Origin of the sequence: Nocardia sp. NPDC005998 (genome assembly GCF_040614395.1) — a bacterium.
Lineage (GTDB): Bacteria > Actinomycetota > Actinomycetes > Mycobacteriales > Mycobacteriaceae > Nocardia.
Genome location: NZ_JBEXUI010000019.1, coordinates 142,787 through 161,255 on the forward strand (window position 1 = coordinate 142,787; position 18,469 = coordinate 161,255).

Annotated in this window: 20 protein-coding genes; 10 read left to right on the top strand and 10 right to left on the bottom strand. The window is 66.0% G+C overall.

Annotation, left to right across the window (positions count from 1 at the left end; genetic code table 11):
* Positions 1–601 precede the first annotated feature (601 nt).
* Positions 602–1,396, top strand: coding sequence for an HAD family hydrolase (locus ABZ293_RS24430; RefSeq protein ID WP_355184114.1), 795 nt, complete (start codon positions 602–604; stop codon positions 1,394–1,396).
* 14 nt (positions 1,397–1,410) lie between these two features.
* Here the strand turns inward: ABZ293_RS24430 and ABZ293_RS24435 are convergent, their stop codons facing one another.
* Positions 1,411–1,818, bottom strand: coding sequence for a VOC family protein (locus tag ABZ293_RS24435; protein ID WP_355184116.1), 408 nt, complete (start codon positions 1,816–1,818; stop codon positions 1,411–1,413).
* 98 nt (positions 1,819–1,916) lie between these two features.
* Here ABZ293_RS24435 and ABZ293_RS24440 point away from each other — a divergent pair, with 98 nt between their 5' ends.
* Together ABZ293_RS24440 and ABZ293_RS24445 are read left to right on the top strand one after the other, a co-directional pair.
* Positions 1,917–2,858 carry a YafY family protein gene (locus ABZ293_RS24440; RefSeq protein ID WP_355184118.1) on the top strand — a complete coding sequence of 314 codons (942 nt, stop codon included), beginning with the start codon at positions 1,917–1,919 and terminating at the stop codon, positions 2,856–2,858.
* A gap of 180 nt (positions 2,859–3,038) precedes the next feature.
* A complete protein-coding gene (locus ABZ293_RS24445) occupies positions 3,039–3,482 on the top strand; it encodes a hypothetical protein (RefSeq protein WP_355184120.1) in 444 nt (147 codons plus the stop codon).
* Positions 3,483–3,554: 72 nt separating this feature from the next.
* Here ABZ293_RS24445 and ABZ293_RS24450 read toward each other — a convergent pair whose 3' ends face one another.
* Positions 3,555–4,247 carry an SGNH/GDSL hydrolase family protein gene (locus tag ABZ293_RS24450; RefSeq protein WP_355184122.1) on the bottom strand — a complete coding sequence of 231 codons (693 nt, stop codon included), beginning with the start codon at positions 4,245–4,247 and terminating at the stop codon, positions 3,555–3,557.
* An 8-nt stretch (positions 4,248–4,255) separates the two neighbouring features.
* Entirely contained in the window at positions 4,256–5,680 is a 1,425-nt protein-coding gene (locus tag ABZ293_RS24455) for an MFS transporter (protein WP_355184124.1), read from the bottom strand.
* 106 nt (positions 5,681–5,786) lie between these two features.
* On the opposite strand from ABZ293_RS24455, the gene ABZ293_RS24460 reads away from it, so the two are divergent.
* The gene (locus ABZ293_RS24460) at positions 5,787–6,398 is read left to right on the top strand and encodes a TetR/AcrR family transcriptional regulator (RefSeq protein WP_355184158.1); all 612 of its coding nucleotides are present in this window, start codon (positions 5,787–5,789) and stop codon (positions 6,396–6,398) included.
* Positions 6,399–6,449: 51 nt separating this feature from the next.
* Here ABZ293_RS24460 and ABZ293_RS24465 read toward each other — a convergent pair whose 3' ends face one another.
* Positions 6,450–7,400 carry an AraC family transcriptional regulator gene (locus ABZ293_RS24465; RefSeq protein WP_355184126.1) on the bottom strand — a complete coding sequence of 317 codons (951 nt, stop codon included), beginning with the start codon at positions 7,398–7,400 and terminating at the stop codon, positions 6,450–6,452.
* A 218-nt stretch (positions 7,401–7,618) separates the two neighbouring features.
* On the opposite strand from ABZ293_RS24465, the gene ABZ293_RS24470 reads away from it, so the two are divergent.
* Both ABZ293_RS24470 and ABZ293_RS24475 read left to right on the top strand, forming a co-directional pair.
* Complete coding sequence (locus ABZ293_RS24470) at positions 7,619–8,023, top strand: spore-associated protein A (protein WP_354952868.1); 405 nt, start codon at positions 7,619–7,621, stop codon at positions 8,021–8,023.
* 26 nt (positions 8,024–8,049) lie between these two features.
* Positions 8,050–8,361, top strand: coding sequence for a hypothetical protein (locus tag ABZ293_RS24475; protein WP_355184128.1), 312 nt, complete (start codon positions 8,050–8,052; stop codon positions 8,359–8,361).
* A 238-nt stretch (positions 8,362–8,599) separates the two neighbouring features.
* On the opposite strand, the gene ABZ293_RS24480 is transcribed toward ABZ293_RS24475, so the two are convergent.
* The 6 genes from ABZ293_RS24480 to ABZ293_RS24505 form a co-directional block, all read right to left on the bottom strand.
* A complete protein-coding gene (locus ABZ293_RS24480) occupies positions 8,600–9,415 on the bottom strand; it encodes a sirohydrochlorin chelatase (RefSeq protein WP_355184160.1) in 816 nt (271 codons plus the stop codon).
* A gap of 55 nt (positions 9,416–9,470) precedes the next feature.
* Positions 9,471–10,760 carry a GTP-binding protein gene (locus ABZ293_RS24485; protein ID WP_354952862.1) on the bottom strand — a complete coding sequence of 430 codons (1,290 nt, stop codon included), beginning with the start codon at positions 10,758–10,760 and terminating at the stop codon, positions 9,471–9,473.
* A gap of 1 nt (position 10,761) precedes the next feature.
* On the bottom strand, positions 10,762–11,691 hold the full coding sequence (gene cysD, locus ABZ293_RS24490) for a sulfate adenylyltransferase subunit CysD (RefSeq protein WP_355184130.1): 930 nt from the start codon (positions 11,689–11,691) through the stop codon (positions 10,762–10,764).
* A 73-nt stretch (positions 11,692–11,764) separates the two neighbouring features.
* Positions 11,765–12,499 carry a phosphoadenylyl-sulfate reductase gene (locus ABZ293_RS24495; RefSeq protein ID WP_355184132.1) on the bottom strand — a complete coding sequence of 245 codons (735 nt, stop codon included), beginning with the start codon at positions 12,497–12,499 and terminating at the stop codon, positions 11,765–11,767.
* A gap of 14 nt (positions 12,500–12,513) precedes the next feature.
* The gene (locus tag ABZ293_RS24500) at positions 12,514–14,304 is read right to left on the bottom strand and encodes a nitrite/sulfite reductase (RefSeq protein WP_355184134.1); all 1,791 of its coding nucleotides are present in this window, start codon (positions 14,302–14,304) and stop codon (positions 12,514–12,516) included.
* Positions 14,305–14,438: 134 nt separating this feature from the next.
* A complete protein-coding gene (locus tag ABZ293_RS24505; protein WP_355184136.1) occupies positions 14,439–14,639 on the bottom strand; it encodes an Ms4527A family Cys-rich leader peptide in 201 nt (66 codons plus the stop codon).
* A 104-nt stretch (positions 14,640–14,743) separates the two neighbouring features.
* Here ABZ293_RS24505 and ABZ293_RS24510 point away from each other — a divergent pair, with 104 nt between their 5' ends.
* The 4 genes from ABZ293_RS24510 to ABZ293_RS24525 all read left to right on the top strand — a co-directional run bounded on the left by ABZ293_RS24510 (position 14,744) and on the right by ABZ293_RS24525 (position 18,336).
* On the top strand, positions 14,744–15,148 hold the full coding sequence (locus ABZ293_RS24510) for an SgcJ/EcaC family oxidoreductase (protein ID WP_355184138.1): 405 nt from the start codon (positions 14,744–14,746) through the stop codon (positions 15,146–15,148).
* 284 nt (positions 15,149–15,432) lie between these two features.
* Positions 15,433–16,593 carry a radical SAM family heme chaperone HemW gene (gene hemW / locus ABZ293_RS24515; RefSeq protein ID WP_355184162.1) on the top strand — a complete coding sequence of 387 codons (1,161 nt, stop codon included), beginning with the start codon at positions 15,433–15,435 and terminating at the stop codon, positions 16,591–16,593.
* Between the two features lie 258 nt (positions 16,594–16,851).
* On the top strand, positions 16,852–17,070 hold the full coding sequence (locus tag ABZ293_RS24520) for a hypothetical protein (protein ID WP_354952849.1): 219 nt from the start codon (positions 16,852–16,854) through the stop codon (positions 17,068–17,070).
* 462 nt (positions 17,071–17,532) lie between these two features.
* Entirely contained in the window at positions 17,533–18,336 is an 804-nt protein-coding gene (locus ABZ293_RS24525) for an alpha/beta hydrolase (RefSeq protein WP_355184140.1), read from the top strand.
* Positions 18,337–18,469: the final 133 nt, after the last annotated feature.

Sequence of the window (18,469 nt, forward strand, 5' to 3'; positions counted from 1 at the left end):
GCGGTGGTGCCTTGGGTGGTTTGAACGGCGGTGGTACCTCGGGGGGGTCGAGCAGCGGTCATACCTCGGGTGGTTCGGGTGGCTTGAATGGCGGTGGTGCCCCGGCTGGTTCGAACAGCGGTCATACCTATGGCGGCTCGACGAGCGGCGGTACCTCAGGTGGTCCAACCAGTGGCGGCGGCATGTCAGGCGACTCAACCGGGGGTACCTCTTCCAATAGCACCCCATTCGGCGGAACCTCCTCCGCCGGTTCGACATCCGGCGGCAGCAGCTTCGGCGGCAGCTTGCCGGGCGGTTCCACGTCGGGCGGGTTCGGCGGCGGGGGTGGAGCCCACAGCGGCGGAAGCGCCGGAGGCAGCGGCCACATCGGTGGAAGCGGCAGAGCCCACAAGTAACCATCGCGCCCACCTCCGCCCCAAACCGAAACTCCCACCCCAAGCGACATCGCCCCCAAACCCCATCCCCCCCAACATGGACCAGCGCTCACCATGCTCTGGTGCGGGCAAACGCCGAGAGCGCGCCTGCACCAACGCATTTTCGGCTGATTCGGACCGGTTTAGTTTGTATGACACGGAGTGTCATAGCGATGCACAATGGGTTGGTGGTCGATGGGGGTCCTCAGCTCATTGCGCTGGATATTGATGGGACGTTGCTGGTGCCGGGGGCGGCGATCAGTGCGCGGGTGGTCGATGCTGTGCGGGCTGCGGTGGCGGCGGGTGCGCATGTTGTCGTGACTACGGGGCGGACGTTGATGACTACGCGTCCGGTGCTGGAGGAGCTGGGTCTGGTCGAAGGACATGCGTTGTGCTCCAACGGTGCGGTGCACATCGATGTGGCGAAAGGGGAGCCGGTGGCCGTGCAGACATTCGATCCGGGACCGGCCGTCGCCGCCTTGCGCGCGCTGTTTCCGGAGATGATCTTCGCGGTGGAGAAGGTCGGTGTCGGCACCTGGGCCACCGGGGTCAGTCCGGGCGAATTCTCCATCGGTGAATACGTTCTCGTCGATGACGGTGCACTGAGCAGTGAGCCGACGCCGCGACTCAACGGCTGGTGGCCCGAGGGTTCCCTCGAGGAGATGTTGCGGCTGCTCGCCCAATTGCACGTACCCGGCGCGAGCTGGGTGCACGGCGAATTCGGCCCGTGGCTCACCGTTTCGCGGCGCGGTGTCTCCAAGGGCTGGGCGCTGGAGCGCCTACGCACCGCACTCTGCATCCCCCACGCCGCCACCCTCGCCATCGGCGACGGCTACAACGACCGCGAAATGCTCCACTGGGCAGGCCATTCCGTAGCAATGGCAAACGCCCCACACGAAGTCCGCAACTGGGCACACGAAGTAGCCGACGACGTAACCGCCGACGGCGTAGCCAAAATCCTAGAACGCTGGTTCACCCCCTAACCCCACCCACCCGGTTAGGCGGGGTGGGTTTTGGTCAAGATGTCGAGGTAGTGGGGGTTTTGCATGATGCCGAGGATGTTGCCGAAGGGGTCTGTTACGGATGCTGTGATGAAGGTTCCGTCGCCGTGGGGGGTGATGGGGGAGTATTCCTTGGCTCCGAGTGCCAGGAGGCGGTTGAAACTCTGGTGGAGGTCGTCGACGTGCCAGTGGAGGATGGCGCCGCCTGGTTGGTTCTGGGCGGCTGCGGGTGCGAATTTGCGGTTGATGATTCCGAGTTCGTGTTGGTAGTCGCCGATGCGGAATTCGTAGTATCCGCCGGGGACGGCGTAGTAGGGGGCGAAGCCGAGTACTTCGGTGTACCAGCTCTTCGCGGCCTCGAGGTCGTCGGCATAGAACGAAACGGTGGCCATTCCTCGCAACATGTTGGTCTCCTCTGATCGGGTTTTGTTTGCCTTGTGCGATCCATCTTTCCGCGCAAAGTGCTCATCAAATGAGCACTTTTTTCGGCAGAATTGTGTGCATGCGAGCGGACCGATTGGTGGCGACCCTTTTGTTGATGCAGACGCGGGGACGGGTGACTGCCGCCGAGATCGCCGCCGAACTCGAGGTATCGGTCGCGACCGCGCGCCGCGATCTGGAGGCGCTATCGGCCGCGGGTGTTCCGGTCTATCCGCAGCCGGGGCGCGGCGGCGGCTGGTCGCTGGTCGGCGGCGCGCGGACCGATCTCAGTGGCCTGACCGAACCGGAGGCCCGCGCGCTGTTCCTGCTGGCCGGACCGTCCGCAAGCGCGGTGCCCGAGGTGAAGTCGGCATTGCGAAAGCTGGTGCGCGCCTTGCCACAGACCTTCCGCACCGATGCCGAGGCCGCGGCCGATGCGGTGGTTATCGATCCCGCGCGCTGGGGTGAGCACGATCAGCAGCGGCCGAAACTCGTGGATCTGCTGCAGCGCGCGGTCGTCGAACGGCGCAAGGTACGCATGGAGTACGAGCGGGCAGGGGAGCGCAGCCAGCGCAGCGTCGACCCGTGGGGCCTGGTCGATAAGGATGCCGTCTGGTACCTCGTGGCTGGCACCGATCGCGGTCGCCGCACCTTCCGCGTCGATCGCATCGTGGATGCCGCGATCACCGACGAAATCGCCCATCGCCCAGCAGATTTCGATCTGTCGACAGTATGGGAAGAGGTGGTCGGCGAGGTCGAGCAACGCCGCGCCGCAACTTCGGCCACCGCACTCATCGCGCCGCGACTCCTGCCGATCCTGCGCAAGCAGCAGGGCCGACACTGCGAGGTGGACGGCCCGGTCGCCGACGGTCGTATGCAGGTCCGCGTCACTGCTCCGACGCCGCGCATGATCGCGCAGCAATTGGCGGGCTGGGGCGCCGAAATCGAGGTGCTCGCACCGCGATCGGTGCAGGCGGAGCTGGCCGTCCTCGGTGCTGAACTCGTCGACCGATATGGCGAGTGATGGGCGCGATGGTCGAGTCTTGCAGAACGAGTCGTGCACGGCGAATTATCACCGTGCGAGCCTCCTTGCTATCGCATAAACAGTCCGCTATGAACTGAGATCGGCTGGTTCCCGATGAATCGGCCGGTCGATTGGTACGGCGTTCGAGTGATTCGGGATCGGGGAGGAGTGGGTAAGCATATGGTCCGTCGGACCTTCAAGAACGCAGGCCGCAAGATGATCGCCGGAATGCTGCCGCTGGCAGTGGCGGTCACATTCGCCGGGGTGGCTTCGGCCGACCCGGGAACCGCCCCTGTGCAACAGACACCGGCCGCGGTAGTGCAGCTGGTCGCGGAGTCGGCTCCGATCCTCGAGCCGGTCGCGGCAGGGATCCCGCTGCAGAATGTCGCAACCAACCCGGATGCGGAGAACCACGATCCGCTGGCCAACGGAGCCGCCGCCGGCGCGCTCGCGGGCGCCGCCGGTTCGGGAGTTCTCGGTGCTGCCGCGTGCCTGCCCGGATTGATCGTCATGGCGATTCCGTGCGGTATCAGCAGTGCGATCGCCGGTGCGCTGTGGGGCACGGTCTTCGGCCTCCTGGTCGGCGTCATCGACCCGGATGCGGTGCCGCAGGTGCTGCCCTGACCGGGGTCTATCGAGAAGAACACCACCGGGCCGCGCCCCGAGCAGATCTGCTCGGACGCGGCCCGGTGCCTGTCAGTGTGCCGGTGCGCGCGTAGGCAGACGCTCGGCCAAAGCGCGGACCATCTCGGTGGCCACCACCGCATGTCCGCTCATGGTGAAGTGAATGAGGTCTGCGCTCATGACCTCGGGGCGCAGTCGCAGCGGATGATCCCAGAACTCCACCAGGATCGCGTCATAGCGCACGGCCAGTTCGCGCACGATGTCATTGAGCGCCGACATCCGCTCCCGCATCGGCCGCATCGGCGCCATCCGCTCCGCTTCCCACACATCGGCGAGGGTGAATGTGCTGATCTGGGCCCCGCTGCGGGCCAGTGCGGCGAACAGCGCGTCGAGGTTGGCGCGCAACTCGTCGAGGCTGCCGCCCGGTCCGAACAGATCGTTTCCACCGCAGCTCAGATGCACCAGGTCCGGGGCGAATTCGAGGACCAGTGGCAGTTGGTCGGCGCGCACCTGCGCGGATGTCGCGCCGATGCGGCCGGTATTCAGATATGCCAGTGCGGGATTCGTCGCCGTCAGTACCGCGGCGACGCGATCGGCCCACCCGACGGTGTCATAGCCGGGACTCGGGTCGCCGACGCCCTGGGCGATCGAATCCCCCAGCACCGCATAGCGCTGCCAAGGGGCATCGGCCAGCAGGTTGCGCGCCGCCGCGGCGGACAGCAGCATCGGATCACTGGCTTCGGTGCGAATATCATTGTGCGTCAAGGTAACTCCTAGGTCTGCGCGGGAACGGCGAGGGGCGGAACCGGGATGCGCGCCGGAATGGCCATTACCACCGCGGCCACGGCGCCGATGCCCGCACAGACGGCGAAAAGCGTATGGAAGGCGGCCAGCGCATCGTCGGCATCGGCGGCGAATACCGCGGCAAGTACCGCGACACCGAGCGCGCCGCCCACCTGCCTGGCGGTCAAATTCATTCCGATACCCGCCGCGAAGCGTTGCGGCGGAAGCGAACTCGCGGCCGCCGTACCGAGGACCGTGACGACAATGCCGACACCACCGCCGCCGAGCAGTCCGGCGGGCACCCAGGCCGACCACAGGGCCGGTGTCGCGCCGAAGGAATCGGTGCTCATCCAGACGGTGGTGCCGGTGTACATCAGCGCGCCGAGCACACCGAACCAGCGCCGGGTGGTCGGTGCCGTGATGCGCCCGGCGATGGTTGCGGTCACCATCGAGGACACCGCGCCCACGGTCAGCGCGGCCGCCGAACCGAGCACCGAATACTGCCAGATCGCATCGAGGAACAGCGGACCGGCGAGCAACCAGGCGAACATGGTCGCGCCGAAGACGAATGAGGCGGCATTGGCCAGCGCATAGGGCCTGCTCTGCCATAGCTCGACCGCGATGGCCGGATTGTGGTGGCGCGCCGAACGCAGCAGTGCCGCCAGGATCAGCACAGCACCGATGCCGAGTGCGGCGAGCGTACCGGGCGCGGTCCAGCCCCACCGCTGGCCCTCGGTGACACCGGCGACCAGACCGCCGAGGCCCAGGGCGATGGCAGCGGTCCCGAGCGGGTCGGGCAGTGCACTGCCCGGCTGTCGGGTATCAGGCACCGGAATGCCCAGCCCCGGCGCGATCAGCAGAATCGCCACCGGAATATTGATCACGAATACCGCCCGCCAGCCGAACGCCTCGACCAGCGCACCACCGATCGCCGGACCCACCACGGCGGCGAAACCGCCTGCGGCAGACCAGGCTCCGATGGCCGCGCCGATCTTCTCGCGCGGCGTGACGCTGAGCACCAGTCCCAGCGCGGACGGCACCATCAGCGCCGCCGTCGCACCTTGCAGCAGACGGCCGGCGATGAGCCAACCCGCGGTGGGCGCCAGCCCGCACAGCAGGGAGGTCAGCGCGAAACCCGCCAGTGCGATCAGGAACAGCCTGCGTCGTCCGAGGGTGTCGGCGAACCGGCCCGCCGGGGTGAGCAGGGCCGCGAAGGCGATCGCATATCCGCTGACGACCCAGGTGAGCGTGGTCGTCGCGGTATCGGGGAAGTCACGCGCGATGGATGGAAAGGCGATATTGACGACGGAGAGGTCGAGAAAGGCGATAAATGCCGCGCCGCAGGCGATTACGAGCGTTCGCACGGCGGCTTTCGCGGTCGGCGGACTATCGGTCCGCGTGGACACTTCGGTCATGGGGAGATCCTTCGGCAGGAGCAGCAAACAAAACGTACGATCGTTCGTGCAATTAACGTACGACCGTACGTTCGTATTTGCAAGCGCTGAATGGAAGAATGTGGTCATGGCCGAGTCGACGAGCGCCCCTGAGCAGGACCAACGCTTGGCGAAGGGGGCGCGATCGCGGGCATCGATCGCCAGACGCGCCGCCGATCTCGCCTCCGTCGAGGGGCTGACCGGCCTGAGTATCGGCAGGTTGGCCATCGATCTCGGCATCAGCAAGAGCGGCATCGCCACCCTGTTCGGCACCAAGGAGGCGCTGCAGGTGGCGGCGGTGAAGTCCGCCCGCGAGGCCTTCATCGACCGCGTCATTGCTCCCGCCATGACCGAACCGGGCGGCCTGACCCGCCTGCGCGCTCTCATGGACCGCTGGTTCGACCACATCACCGACCCGACCTTCCCCGGCGGCTGCTTCCGCGTCGCCACCATTGCCGAGTTCGACAGCAAACCGGGCCACGTCCGCGACGTGATTGCCGAGGACCATGCCGACTGGCTTACCTTCCTGGCCGAACAGCTTCGCCATGCCCAAGACGGGGGGCACCTCAACGGCCGCACCCCCGAAGCAGTTGCCTTCGAACTGGACGCCCTGCTCAGTGCCGCCAATACCGCTCAGCAAATGGGCGATGACCGCGGCGTCACCACCGCACGTGCCATTGTCGACGGCCTGCTCGCCTGAAGCGCAATAGCGCTGCAGTGCAACCGATTACAGCGCCTTCGTCGAGCCGGGTCAGGATCGGCGGATATCGCGAGGGGTCGCGCCGAAGCGGCGGCGGAAGGCGGTGCTGAAGGAGCTGGCGGAGCTGAAGCCGAGTCCGGCGGCGAGGGTAGCGATGCTCCAGTGGTGATACGTCGGATTCTGTAGCCGGGCGTGGGCGAGTCGCAGGCGTTCTTCCTTGATGAGTTCGCGAGGTGTGGTGCCGCCGTGTTGCAGTGCGAGTTGGACCTGGCGCAGCGACCAGCCGAGGGCGCGGGCGACGGCGGCCGGGGTCAGTTCGGGGTCGTGGGCATTGGTGCGAATGTAGTGGCGGACTCGGGATTCCACATCGGTGAGATGACAGTGTTCGGTGGGGTGGTCGCCGGCGATATGCATGCACAGCAGCTCGACCAGCCGCTCGGATACCGCGTCGAACTGGCTATGGGTGAGGGTGTCGCGCTCGGCGGCCAAGCTGGTGGCGAGGTCGGCGACCACCCGTCCGAGCCCCGAGGTGAGGTCCACCAGCGGTGCGGGTGGCGCGGCGCGGCCGAGGCGGTGGTCGATCTCGCCCCTCGGGATGGTCATGGTCAGGCCCTCGGTGCCGCTGACCTGGGTGATTGCGAATGGTTGGTCGATGGTCATCAGGCCGCCGATGCCGGGCGTCATGGGAACGTGCCGGTCGTCCTGCCAGATGGTGAGCTGTCCGGTCGTCGGCAGCATCAGCCGATAGTCCCCGTCGGCGTCTTCGCGCACATGTCTGGCAGTGCGGTAATAGGTGACGATATCGGCCTGCCAGGCGACGATTTGGTAATTGTCCGTGCGGCGCAGCGCCACCCGTCCTCGGAAGTCGCTCAGGCGGGGGAATGCGAAGCCCACGCGTCGGCAGTGGCATAGCTGGATCAGTTCGCCCCAGTAGTCGGTGCGCTCATGTGGCGCGACGGCGCTGGTGGTGCCGGTCTCGAACAGGTCGACCCCATCTTTCATCGGCATCATCTCCCGCCCATCGCGATCTATTGGCACGCCACATACCGGTTGGTTTGGCGCCTCCATAGAGTTGGCTCGATCCGCTGTGCGCTAAACGTGGTCCAGGACACCGACGACGTTGCGCTCGGCGAAAATTTTCCTGCGCTCACCGGCAATTTGAGCCCGCCGACCGCCCCTAGCATCGTGATCTCACGATCACAGCAATAGAGGAGTACTGCGTGAGCAACGCACTGAAGATTGTCGCGTCCGGTGTGGCCGCGGCCGGAATTGCCGCCGGAGCAGCGTTTTTCGTGCCCGGTACCGCCGCGGCGGCGACGTATGGCAATCAATGCGGTGCCGGATACAACGTGATCGATACCCACGATCTGCGTGGCGGCACGATCTTCCTCACCTATAACGGCGAGAAGAACTGCGTCGTCACCGTCCGGGACCAGCCGGGTGCCGCGGTGCGTATGGCGGCCGGACTGGAATTGTCCGAAGGGAAGAAGGACGTGACCATCGACGAGGGCCAGTTCACCGAATTCGCAGGGCCGGTTTACGTTTCGGCGAAGGGGCGCTGCATCGACTGGGGCGGAATCATCGGCGACGACAAGTGGCAGATCTTCAACGTGCACTGCCAGTGAGCCACTGAGTTTCTCGAAAGGTCATCATGCGCAAGACGAACAGGCTCCTCGCGGGAATCGCCATTGCCGTCGCCTCGATCGGAGGCACCGTCGCCACCGCCGCAACGGCCTCCGCCGAACGCGGCGAAAGTGGTTGCTTCTCTTATTCGTACGAGCCCGGCACCTTCACAACCACCGTCTACTACCACAACCGCTGCGAAGTAGCCCGCAAACTCACCATCTACCGCCAGAGCAACTCGCCCTGCAACGACGACAAGATCGAGCTCATCGTCGATGCCGGTGCGAAGGGTGATGAGGTAGTCCGCTGCGGCGATGTCACCCAAGTGATCGGTGAGTGACCGACTCGCTGTCCAGAACGTGGGCGGCGTCAGCAGTCCGACGCCGCCCACGGTCGGCTGACGGTGACCCCGTCACGCCCGAAATCGTATGCCGCGAGCGCCCGGTCGTAACGTCTATCGTTCTCTGAGGGGGACCGCGGTATAAGGCCGAAAACCGTCCCCGCCAGCCGATTCAGGAAGCGGTATGAGCGTCGGTGTCCGAGGCCGAGAATCCGGAACCGAATTCGTCCGCGGGCACTCAGGCGGACAGCGCCATGTCGTTCGCGATCGCGGCATCGTAGCGATCCCACACTACGTCGGTGAGCGCCGGATGCGGCCCGATAATGTCCGCGTGGACGAGCTCGGTCGCGGCGGCGATGAGGCGATCAGTGAGAAGTCCGGGTGCGAGGAACCAGGGCGCAATGAGCACGCGCTCGGCCCCGCGCGCATGCAGTCGAGAAATCGCCTGTGTGACAGTCGGTTCGGTGGTTGCAAAGCAGATCTCGGTACGCCATCCGGTCAAAGCTGCGAGTCGGCGGGCAACCCCGGCCGTGTGCGCGTTTGCCGCCGGGGACGACGACCCCACCGCTGCGACGGCGATCCCGATCCGGTCATTGCGACCGAACGCTTGCCGACCAGGGATGCGATCGGTATCGCGCTCGACCATCGCGCCGAGCACGCGATCCCGCAGTGCCTCGATCAGCTGCGGATCCGGCCCGAGCACCCCGGCTTGCGTCAGGCGCAGCTGCGGGTGCCGGGTACGGGCGGCAGCGAGCATTCCGGGCAGGTCTACGCGGGCGTGGAAGGCATTGCCGAGCAGCAGCGGAGTCACCACCGCATGGGTATATCGCTGTGCGGCAACGGCATCCACGACCTGTTCCACTGAGGGCGCATTCAGGTCGAGGAAGGCGAGTCGGACGTCGAGATCGGGCCTGGCCGCTGCGATGTCCGCGACCACGGCCGACATCGTCTCGGCCGAGCGCGGATCACGACTGCCGTGCGCAACTGCGATCAATACGGGCCGTTCGTCGCCGCGGTCCGGCCCGGACTGAAGCAGTTCGAGCTCCGCCCACATCGATCGATTGCTCGGCAACCGAGCAATCGAACCGATTCCGCCGGGCGAAGTCATCTCAGGCTCCGACCTCGACGGCGGTCAGCACATCGCCGACCAGACCGGCGGCCAGCGTATTGCCACCGGCCGGATCGATGAGCAGGAAGCTGCCGGTATGCCGGTTGACGCGGTAGTCATCGGCCGCGATGGGTTCGGCGACGCGCACCGAGATCCGGCCGATATCGTTGAGCTCCAACGACTCGGGATTCGGTGCCGCGGTCAGGTTCTGCTCGTCGAACCGCTCGACCAGCGCACCGACAATGGCCTGCGTGGTGCGCGTGCCGTGCTTGAGCCACAGGCGCGCGCCGGGACGCAGCGGCTTATCGCCGAGCCAGCAGACGGTCGCGTCGAACGAGTCGATCGGCTCCGGCGCATCGGTGGGCGAGGCGATGATGTCGCCGCGCGAGATGTCCACATCGTCGGCCAGGATCAGCGTGACGCTGCGGCCGACCTGTGCGACGGCGAGCTCACCATCGGGCGTATCGACGCGCTCGACGGTGGAGCGAATGCCCGAGGGAAGTACCACGATCTCATCGCCGGGCGAAACCGAGCCCGCCGCGATCTGGCCCGCATAGCCGCGGTAGTCCGGATATTCGGCGGTGCGCGGCCGGATCACATACTGCACCGGAAAGCGCAGGCCGATCGCGTGCGCGCCCGAGCTGTCGGCATCGACGGGCACCGATTCCAGGTGCTCGATCAGCGACGGCCCGTCGTAGTACGGGGTGTTCTCCGAACGCGACGCGATATTGTCACCGTGCAGCGCGGAGACCGGAATCCCAAGCACGTCCTCGCTCGACCAGCCGAGCGTGCTGGTGAGGGTGTTGAATTCGGCCGAGATCTGCGCGAAGACGGTCGCCGGATCGTCCACCAGGTCGATCTTGTTGACCGCGAGTACCAGCTTAGGCACACCGAGCAGCGCGAGCACCGCGGCATGCCGACGGGTCTGCTCGATGACCCCCTTGCGCGCGTCGACGAGCAGGATCACCAGCTGCGCGGTGGACGCGCCGGAGACGGTATTGCGGGTGTACTGCACATGCCCGGGGGTGTCCGCGAGCACGAAAGACCGCTTGGGCGTGGCGAAGTAGCGGTAGGCGACATCGATGGTGATGCCCTGTTCGCGTTCCGCGCGCAGCCCGTCGACGAGCAGCGAAAGATCCGGTGTGGCAAGGCCCTTGTCGACCGATGCGCGGGTGACGGCGTCGATCTGGTCGGCCAGTACGGATTTCGTGTCGTAGAGCAGCCGTCCGACCAGGGTGGACTTACCGTCGTCGACAGAACCGGCGGTGGCCAGCCTCAATAGGTCGGACATATCAGAAATAACCCTCTCGTTTGCGGTCTTCCATGGCGGCTTCGGACACTCGGTCGTCGCCACGGGTCGCTCCGCGTTCGGTCAAACGGGACGCGGCCACCTCGGCGAGAATCGCCTCGTTATCGGCCGCGTCGGAAAGTATTGCGCCGGTGGAGGATCCGTCACCGACGGTGCGATAGCGCACCGAACGGGTCTGCAGCACCTCACCGTCGCGTGGGCCGCCCCAGACGCCGGGCGTCATCCACATGCCGTCACGCTGGTACACCGGACGCTCGTGCGAGTAGTAGATGCTCGCCAGGTCGACATCCGCGCGGGCGATGTAGCGCCAGATATCGAGTTCGGTCCAGTTGCTCAGCGGGAATACCCGCACATGCTCGCCTGGAGCGTGCTTGCCGTTGTACAGGTTCCACAGTTCGGGCCGTTGCCGCTTCGGATCCCACTGCCCGAAGGCGTTGCGCAGTGAGAAGATCCGCTCCTTGGCGCGCGAACGCTCCTCATCGCGGCGGCCGCCGCCGAAGACCGCGTCGAAGCGGTGTTCGGCAATGGCGTCCAGCAGCGGAACGGTCTGCAGCGGATTGCGGATACCGTCCGTGCGCTCGGTCAGGCGACCGTCGGCGAGGTAGTCCTCGACCTTCGCGACATGCAGTCGCAGGCCGTACTTCTCGACCACCTTGTCGCGGAACTCCAACACCTCGGGCAGGTTGTGCCCGGTGTCGACGTGCAACAGTGCGAATGGCAGCGGTGCCGGCCAGAAGGCCTTGAGCGCCAGATGCAGCAGCACGGTGGAATCCTTGCCGCCGGAGAACAGGATCACCGGCCGCTCGAATTCGCCCGCCACCTCACGGAAGATATGGATCGATTCCGATTCGAGCGCCGCGAGGGTGTCGAAATCGGTGATACCAAGGGAACGTGTGCTGATGGTCTCGGTCATGCTGTGTCCTTCTTCGCATGCCCGAGGGGCCCTACGTGGTTACGCAGGCTGCCTCCTCCGGGCCCTGACTCGGTCATGCGGTGTGTAACCCGCATTCGGTCTTGGCGAGGCCAGCCCAGCGGCCGCTTCGCGGATCGGTTCCCGGCTCCGGCTTCCGTGTGCACGGAGCGCAGCCGATGGACGGATATCCCTCCTCCACCAGGGGATTGACGAGGATGCCGTGTTGTTCGATATAGGCCTGCATCTCGTCGTCGGACCAGGCGGCGATCGGGTTGATCTTCACCAGTCCGAACGCCTCGTCGAACGAGATGAGCGGGGCGTTGGCCCGAGTCGGGGCCTCCACGCGGCGGATGCCGGTGACCCAGGCGTTGTAACCGACGAGCGAGCGCTTCAGCGGCACAACCTTGCGCAACCGGCAGCATTCACCGGCGTCACGCGCGAACAAATCCTTGCCGAGCAGCTGATCCTGTTCGGCCACCGTGTTTTCCGGCCGCACATTGATCACATTCACGCCGTACACGGCCTCCACCGCATCGCGGGTGCCGATGGTCTCGGCGAAGTGGTAGCCGGTGTCCAGGAACAGCACGTCCACGCCCGAATGCACCTGGGCGGCAAGGTGAACCAGCACACCGTCCTGCATATTCGAGGCGACGATGTAGCCGGTGCCGAAGGTGTCCTCGGTCCATTGCAGCAGCTCCGCTGCCGAAGCGTTGGACCCGAGTTCGGCCGCGCCTTTTTCGGCGATCGCCCGCAACTCGTCTTCGGACAGCTTCGCGGGCAGGTCCGCCGATACTTGATCTGTTGTCACGCTTGGTCTCCCGTTCACCTGAGGTCGGCCTCGTCGGCGCGAACGGCCCATTGGGCAAACCGCTCGCCGTCCTCGCGGTGCTTGATGAAGTTGCGCACCACCCGCTCGATGTAGTCGCCGAGCTCGTCGGTGGTCACCTTGTGCTGACGCAGTTTGCGACCGAAGGCGCTGTCGAAGCCGAGGCTGCCACCGAGATGAACCTGGAAACCCTCGACGTGATTCCCGGCGCCGTCATCGATCAGCTGACCCTTGAAACCGATATCGGCGATCTGCGCACGTGCGCAGGAGTTCGGGCAGCCATTGATATTGATGGTCACCGGAACATCCAGCTGCGCATTGAGATCGGCGAGCCGCTCCTCCAGCTCCGGCACCAGCGCCTGGGAGCGCTTGCGGGTCTCGGCGAAGGAGAGCTTGCAGAATTCGATGCCCGAGCAGGCCATCAGGTTCCGGCGCCACAGCGACGGACGTGCCTGCAGGCCAAGGGGTTCCAGTTCGTCGATCAGCGCGTCGACCTTATCGTCGGCGATATCGAGAATGATCAGCTTCTGATAGGGGGTGAACCGGATGCGGTCCGAGCCGTACTTTTCCGCCGCCTCGGCGACCTTGGTCAAGACGGTGCCCGACACCCGGCCCGCGATGGGGGAGAAGCCGATCGCATTGAGCCCGTTGCGCAGCTTCTGCACGCCGACGTGATCGATCGGCTTCTTGGGCTGCTCCGGCGCCGGGCCGTCGATCAGCTTGCGCTTCAGGAACTCGTCCTCGAGCACCTGACGGAACTTTTCGATGCCCCAGTCCTTGATCAGGAACTTCAGCCGCGCCTTGGTGCGCAGGCGACGGTAGCCGTAATCGCGGAACAGCGAGACGACGGCCTCCCACACATCGGGCACCTCGTCCAGCGGCACCCACACGCCGACGCGCTGGGCCAGCATCGGATTCGTCGACAGACCGCCGCCGACCCACAGATCCAGACCGGGACCGTGCTCTGGGTGATTCACTCCGACGAACGCGACGTCATTGATCTCGTGCACCACATCCTGCTGGCCCGAGATCGCGGTCTTGAATTTGCGCGGCAGGTTGGAGTACTCCTTCTTGCCGATGTAGCGGCGCACGATCTCATCGATCGCGGGCGTCGGGTCGATGATCTCGTTCAGCGATTCACCGGCCAGCGGCGAACCGAGCACCACGCGTGGGCAGTCGCCGCATGCTTCAGTGGTCTTGAGTCCGACGCCTTCGATCCGCTTCCAGATCTCGGGGACGTTCTCCACCTCGATCCAGTGGTACTGGACGTTCTCGCGATCGGACAGGTCGGCGGTATCGCGGGCGAACTCGGTGGAGATCTGGCCGAGGGTCTTCAGCTGTGCGACATTCAGCGCGCCCGCATCGCAGCGGATGCGCATCATGAAGTACCTGGCCTCGAGAATGTCGATGTTCTCGTCACCGGTCCAGGCGCCGTCATAGCCCTGTTCGCGCTGGGTGTAGAGACCCCACCAGCGGAACCGGCCGCGCAGATCGCCCTTGTCGATGCTGTCGAAACCCTGTTTGGAATAGATGTTCTCGATCCGGGCCCGGACGTTGAGCGGGTTGTCGTCCTTCTTGGACTGCTCGTTCGGGTTCAGCGGCTCGCGGTAGCCGAGCGCCCACTGGCCCTCGGCCTTGCGGCGCACCGGCTTACCGGTGCGGGCACGCGGGCCGGCCGGCGCCTCGCTGCGGGGACGGTCCGGGCGGACGCGCCGCTCGGCGGCCGGGCGCGCGTGCGGCCCGGAACCGGGCTGATCCGGGTGACCGGCGTCGGTGCTCGACGTCATGGGGTCGCTCCTGCTGGGTGGGGGTACATCCGTGCTGAGAGCGTGAGGGGCTGACTCACGCGTGCGGTGTCAGCGGGCCGATGTCCATCGGAATCGGAAGATGACCGGGAAATCCGGGAATGGGCGCCGCTGTGCTACCGGGAGGAACCGGGCAGACAGCAGGCGCTGCATACGCGCTTGTAGTCGACGTGGCGACGTGCCACAAGTCGTACTCCAGATCCGCGCATGCGCCTATTGTGCCACGTCAGGATGGCCGTTCCGACCGCAAGGCCGTATTTCCCGCGAAATCGAGGGAAATTCCCTGGACTGCCGGTGTCGATTGTGATGGTGGTCATAGTTGGCGGGCTGAATGCGTCGCATGATTCGTCATGATCATCGTAGGTGACCCGTCTCACGGCAGCTTGACCTCGAGCTACCTCGAGGTTGCAAGCTCTGTGCCATGAGCACCACAGCTGCCGCCACCGATACCGACCTCGACGCTATCCGCGAGGTCGTCGCCACCATCGAGCACTCACAGCAGAACGAACTCGTGGACGAATTCGTCGGCCTGTTCCGCGAAGACGCGATCTGGACCACCGGTGGCGGTAAGCGACTGTTCGGCCGTGCGGCCATCGCCGAATTCACCGCCCAGGTGTTGCCGGGTGCGATGCGCAACGGCACCGCGACCTACGAGGTCGAACATGTGCTGTTCATCCGCCCCGATGTCGCCGCGGTCAAGGTGGTCCAGCGCTATTTCGACGGTGACGGGCAGCTGTCCGGGCAGGGGTCGCCCATGTACGTCATGTCCAAGGAAAGCGGCCGCTGGCTGCTCACCGCGAACCAGAACACCGTCGTCGCCGACTGAACCCACTCGCATCGGCTCGGGGCAGCGGCGGGCACCGTAGGAACGTAGCGTGAATACCGTCCTTCAGGGCGAGGAGAAACGCGTCGACTCTGCGCCCGACGCGGTCCAGGTTCACACGTGTGGCTGGGCCTGCCGCTCGAAATGCTGATCGGGGCGCCGTCACCGGGGCCCTCGCTGCGCGTTCCTCGAGCCAGGAAGCCCCCGCCTTCAGCTTCATGCGGAGGAGGAATCAAAATGGTGGGGTGAGTTCTGCTGCCCCGATCGAAGCCGACACGCCAGCCCTCGTGCTGCGCGACTTCGGGGGCGGGCCGTTCGGGATCTATATCCACGTGCCGTTCTGTGCGACACGCTGTGGGTACTGCGATTTCAACACCTACACCGCCGGGGAGTTGGGCACGTCGGCGTCACCGCAATCCTGGCTGGACGCGCTGCGCGGTGAATTGGCGACGGCGGCCGAGCGGTTCGCGGTGCTGCCGACGGCGACGCCCGAGGTGGCGACGATCTTCGTCGGCGGTGGCACACCGTCGCTGCTCGGCGGTGACGGTTTGGCCGCCGTGCTGGCCGCGGTGCGCGCACATTTCACCCTCGCCGCCGATGCCGAGGTGACCACCGAATCCAACCCGGAGTCGACGTCGCCGGAGTTCTTCGAGCGGATCCGTGCGGCCGGGTTCACCCGGGTGTCGCTGGGGATGCAGTCCGCCGCCGAGCATGTGTTGAAGGTGCTGGATCGGACCCATACGCCGGGCCGGGCCGTCGCCGCGGCGCGGGAAGCGCGCGCCGCCGGATTCGACCATGTGAACCTGGACCTGATCTACGGCACCCCCGGCGAGCGCGACGGCGATCTCGACGCGAGTTTGGACGCGGTGCTGAGTGCGGGCGTCGATCACGTCTCGGCGTACTCGCTCATCGTCGAGGACGGCACCGCCCTGGCGCGCCGCGTCCGCCGCGGTGAACTGCCCGCCCCCGATGACGATGTGCTCGCCGCCAGGTACGAGCGCATCGACTCCCGGCTGAGCGCGGCGGGCCTGGCCTGGTACGAGGTATCCAATTGGGCCGCAGGCGATGCCGCCCGCTGCCGCCACAACCTGGGCTACTGGGACGGCGGTGACTGGCTCGGCGCTGGTCCCGGCGCACACAGTCATGTCGGTGGCGTCCGCTGGTGGAATGTCAAACACCCGGCGCGCTATGCCGATACGGTCGCTCGCGGTGGACTGCCCGCGGCAGGCTGGGAAACCCTCACCGCCGACGAACAGCACACCGAACGCGTCATGCTCACCGTCCGTTTGCGCACCGGCCTACCGCTGAACGAACTGGCCCCAGCGGAATCCGCCGCCGCGGACCGAATCATCGCCAACGGCCTGGCAATTCGCTCGGGCGACCGACTCATCCTCACCGACCGCGGCCGCCTACTCGCTGACGGCGTCGTCCGCGACCTTCTGACCTGACCGCATACTTTCTGCTGCTAACGCTTGCGAGCCGCTGCCGGACTCTTCTCCGCATCAGCGGTGGGCACACGGCAGCGGATGGCGGCGATCCGACAGTGCGTGCGGTCGACAGGGTCCGTTTTCGTGGTGCATCCGCTTGGGGGACATCCGGGTCTTGTGAGTTCTCCGAATGTCCGCGGTAGGCCCGCCGAATAAACTCGGTTGCACTATCACAGATCGGTAAAGGCGCGTAGGCTGCGCAGCAACCCAAGGAGTCTTATGCCACCGGCACGTCACATCACGCTGATCTCCGAACAAGGTGAATTCGCCGAGTCGCGGGCCGCCGAAAAGGCGGAAAACGCACGTCAGAGTGCGATTGCCGCGCGGACCGTCGCCAGCCACGCCGAGAATGCCGCAGACTGTGTGGCCTTATTGGCGATGCTCGGTCTGGACGCGATGGCGGGCAAGATGGCCAAGAGCGCGCAGGCCCAGCTGTAACCTCCCGCGAGTGCGGCCACCTGCCGCCATTCGCACGGCGACATGCCGTATGCCGCGCCGAATCGGTGGGCGATATGCGATGGGTCGTGCAGGCCCCAGCGGCGCGCGGTCATCGCGTTAGAGCGATGTCTGCTGTCTGGGCGGACCAGTTTGCCGCACACCCGGTTCCACCACTGGCTGATGATCCGCTGCTCGCGGCGGTATCCGGCGTTCGGCGGTGCGGCCCTGTCACCGGCCGGTTTCGCTCGCCGATAGCGGCCGGTCGTGCACTGTCGGTCGAGAATCGTGCAAAGTCGGGACTGCTGGCGCGGTCGCTTCTAGGCTTCGAAACAGTCATCGACGCAGGTTGGCTCCACCTGTCCCGAAGAGGTCTCGTGCCCCGACCGCTGATACGGCCGGTTCACGATGCCGCACTGGATTTCCTGGCGAAGAACGACTCATCAGCGAAAGGGTAGGACTCCGATGAAGATCACCCGTAGCTTCCGCGCCGCTCTTGCGGCGCTCATCCTCACTTTCCCGCCCGTCCTGGCGGTTGCTCCAGCGACCGCCGCACCCCTGCCGACGATCGTGCTGGTGCATGGTGCCTTCGCCGACACCACGAGCTGGAACGGCGTCGCCGCGGTGCTGCGCGACCACGGTTATCCGGTGGTTGTTCCCGACAATCCGCTGCGCGGCCCGGCGAACGACGCCGCAGCCGTGCAGCGGGCGCTGGACACGATCTCGGGACCCATTGTGCTGGTCGGTCATTCATACGGCGGTTTCGTCATCAGCAATGTGCACGACCCGAAAGTCCAAGCGCTGGTCTACATCGCGGCCTTCGCCCCGGTGCAGGGTGAAATCGGGCTGCTCGAACTCGACCCGATCCGCTTCCCCGGCAGCCAGCTGGTGCCGCCGACATTGCAATTCAGCGTCGTTGACGATCCAAATGGCTTGGCGGGCAGGAATCTCGACAGCTACATCGCACCCGACCGCTTCAACGAAGTCTTCGCCCAAGACGTAGGCCCCGACGTCGCGGCCGATCTGCTCGCCCACCAACGCTCCCTCGCCGTCGCCGCCAACATCGAACCCTCCGGCGCACCCGCATGGTCCTCGATCCCGAGCCGGTTCCTCGTCTCGGCCTACGACCACGTGATTCCCCCTGCCGCCCAACGCTTCATGGCAAACCGAATGGGCGCGACCACCTCCGAAATCGCCTCGTCCCACGCCTCCCTGGTCTCCCACCCCGCCGAGGTTGCTGCCGTAGTGGAGTCCGCCGCCGGCCAATGACTACTGGCCTGTCGAGTGGCGCGGTCGACAGCTCCCAACGGACGCACGAGCACGTTTCGCGTGGACTCGGTCGACGGCCGGCGATATCGGACGAGCTTCGCCGCCGGCGTGAACACCCGCGGCGAAGCTCGTC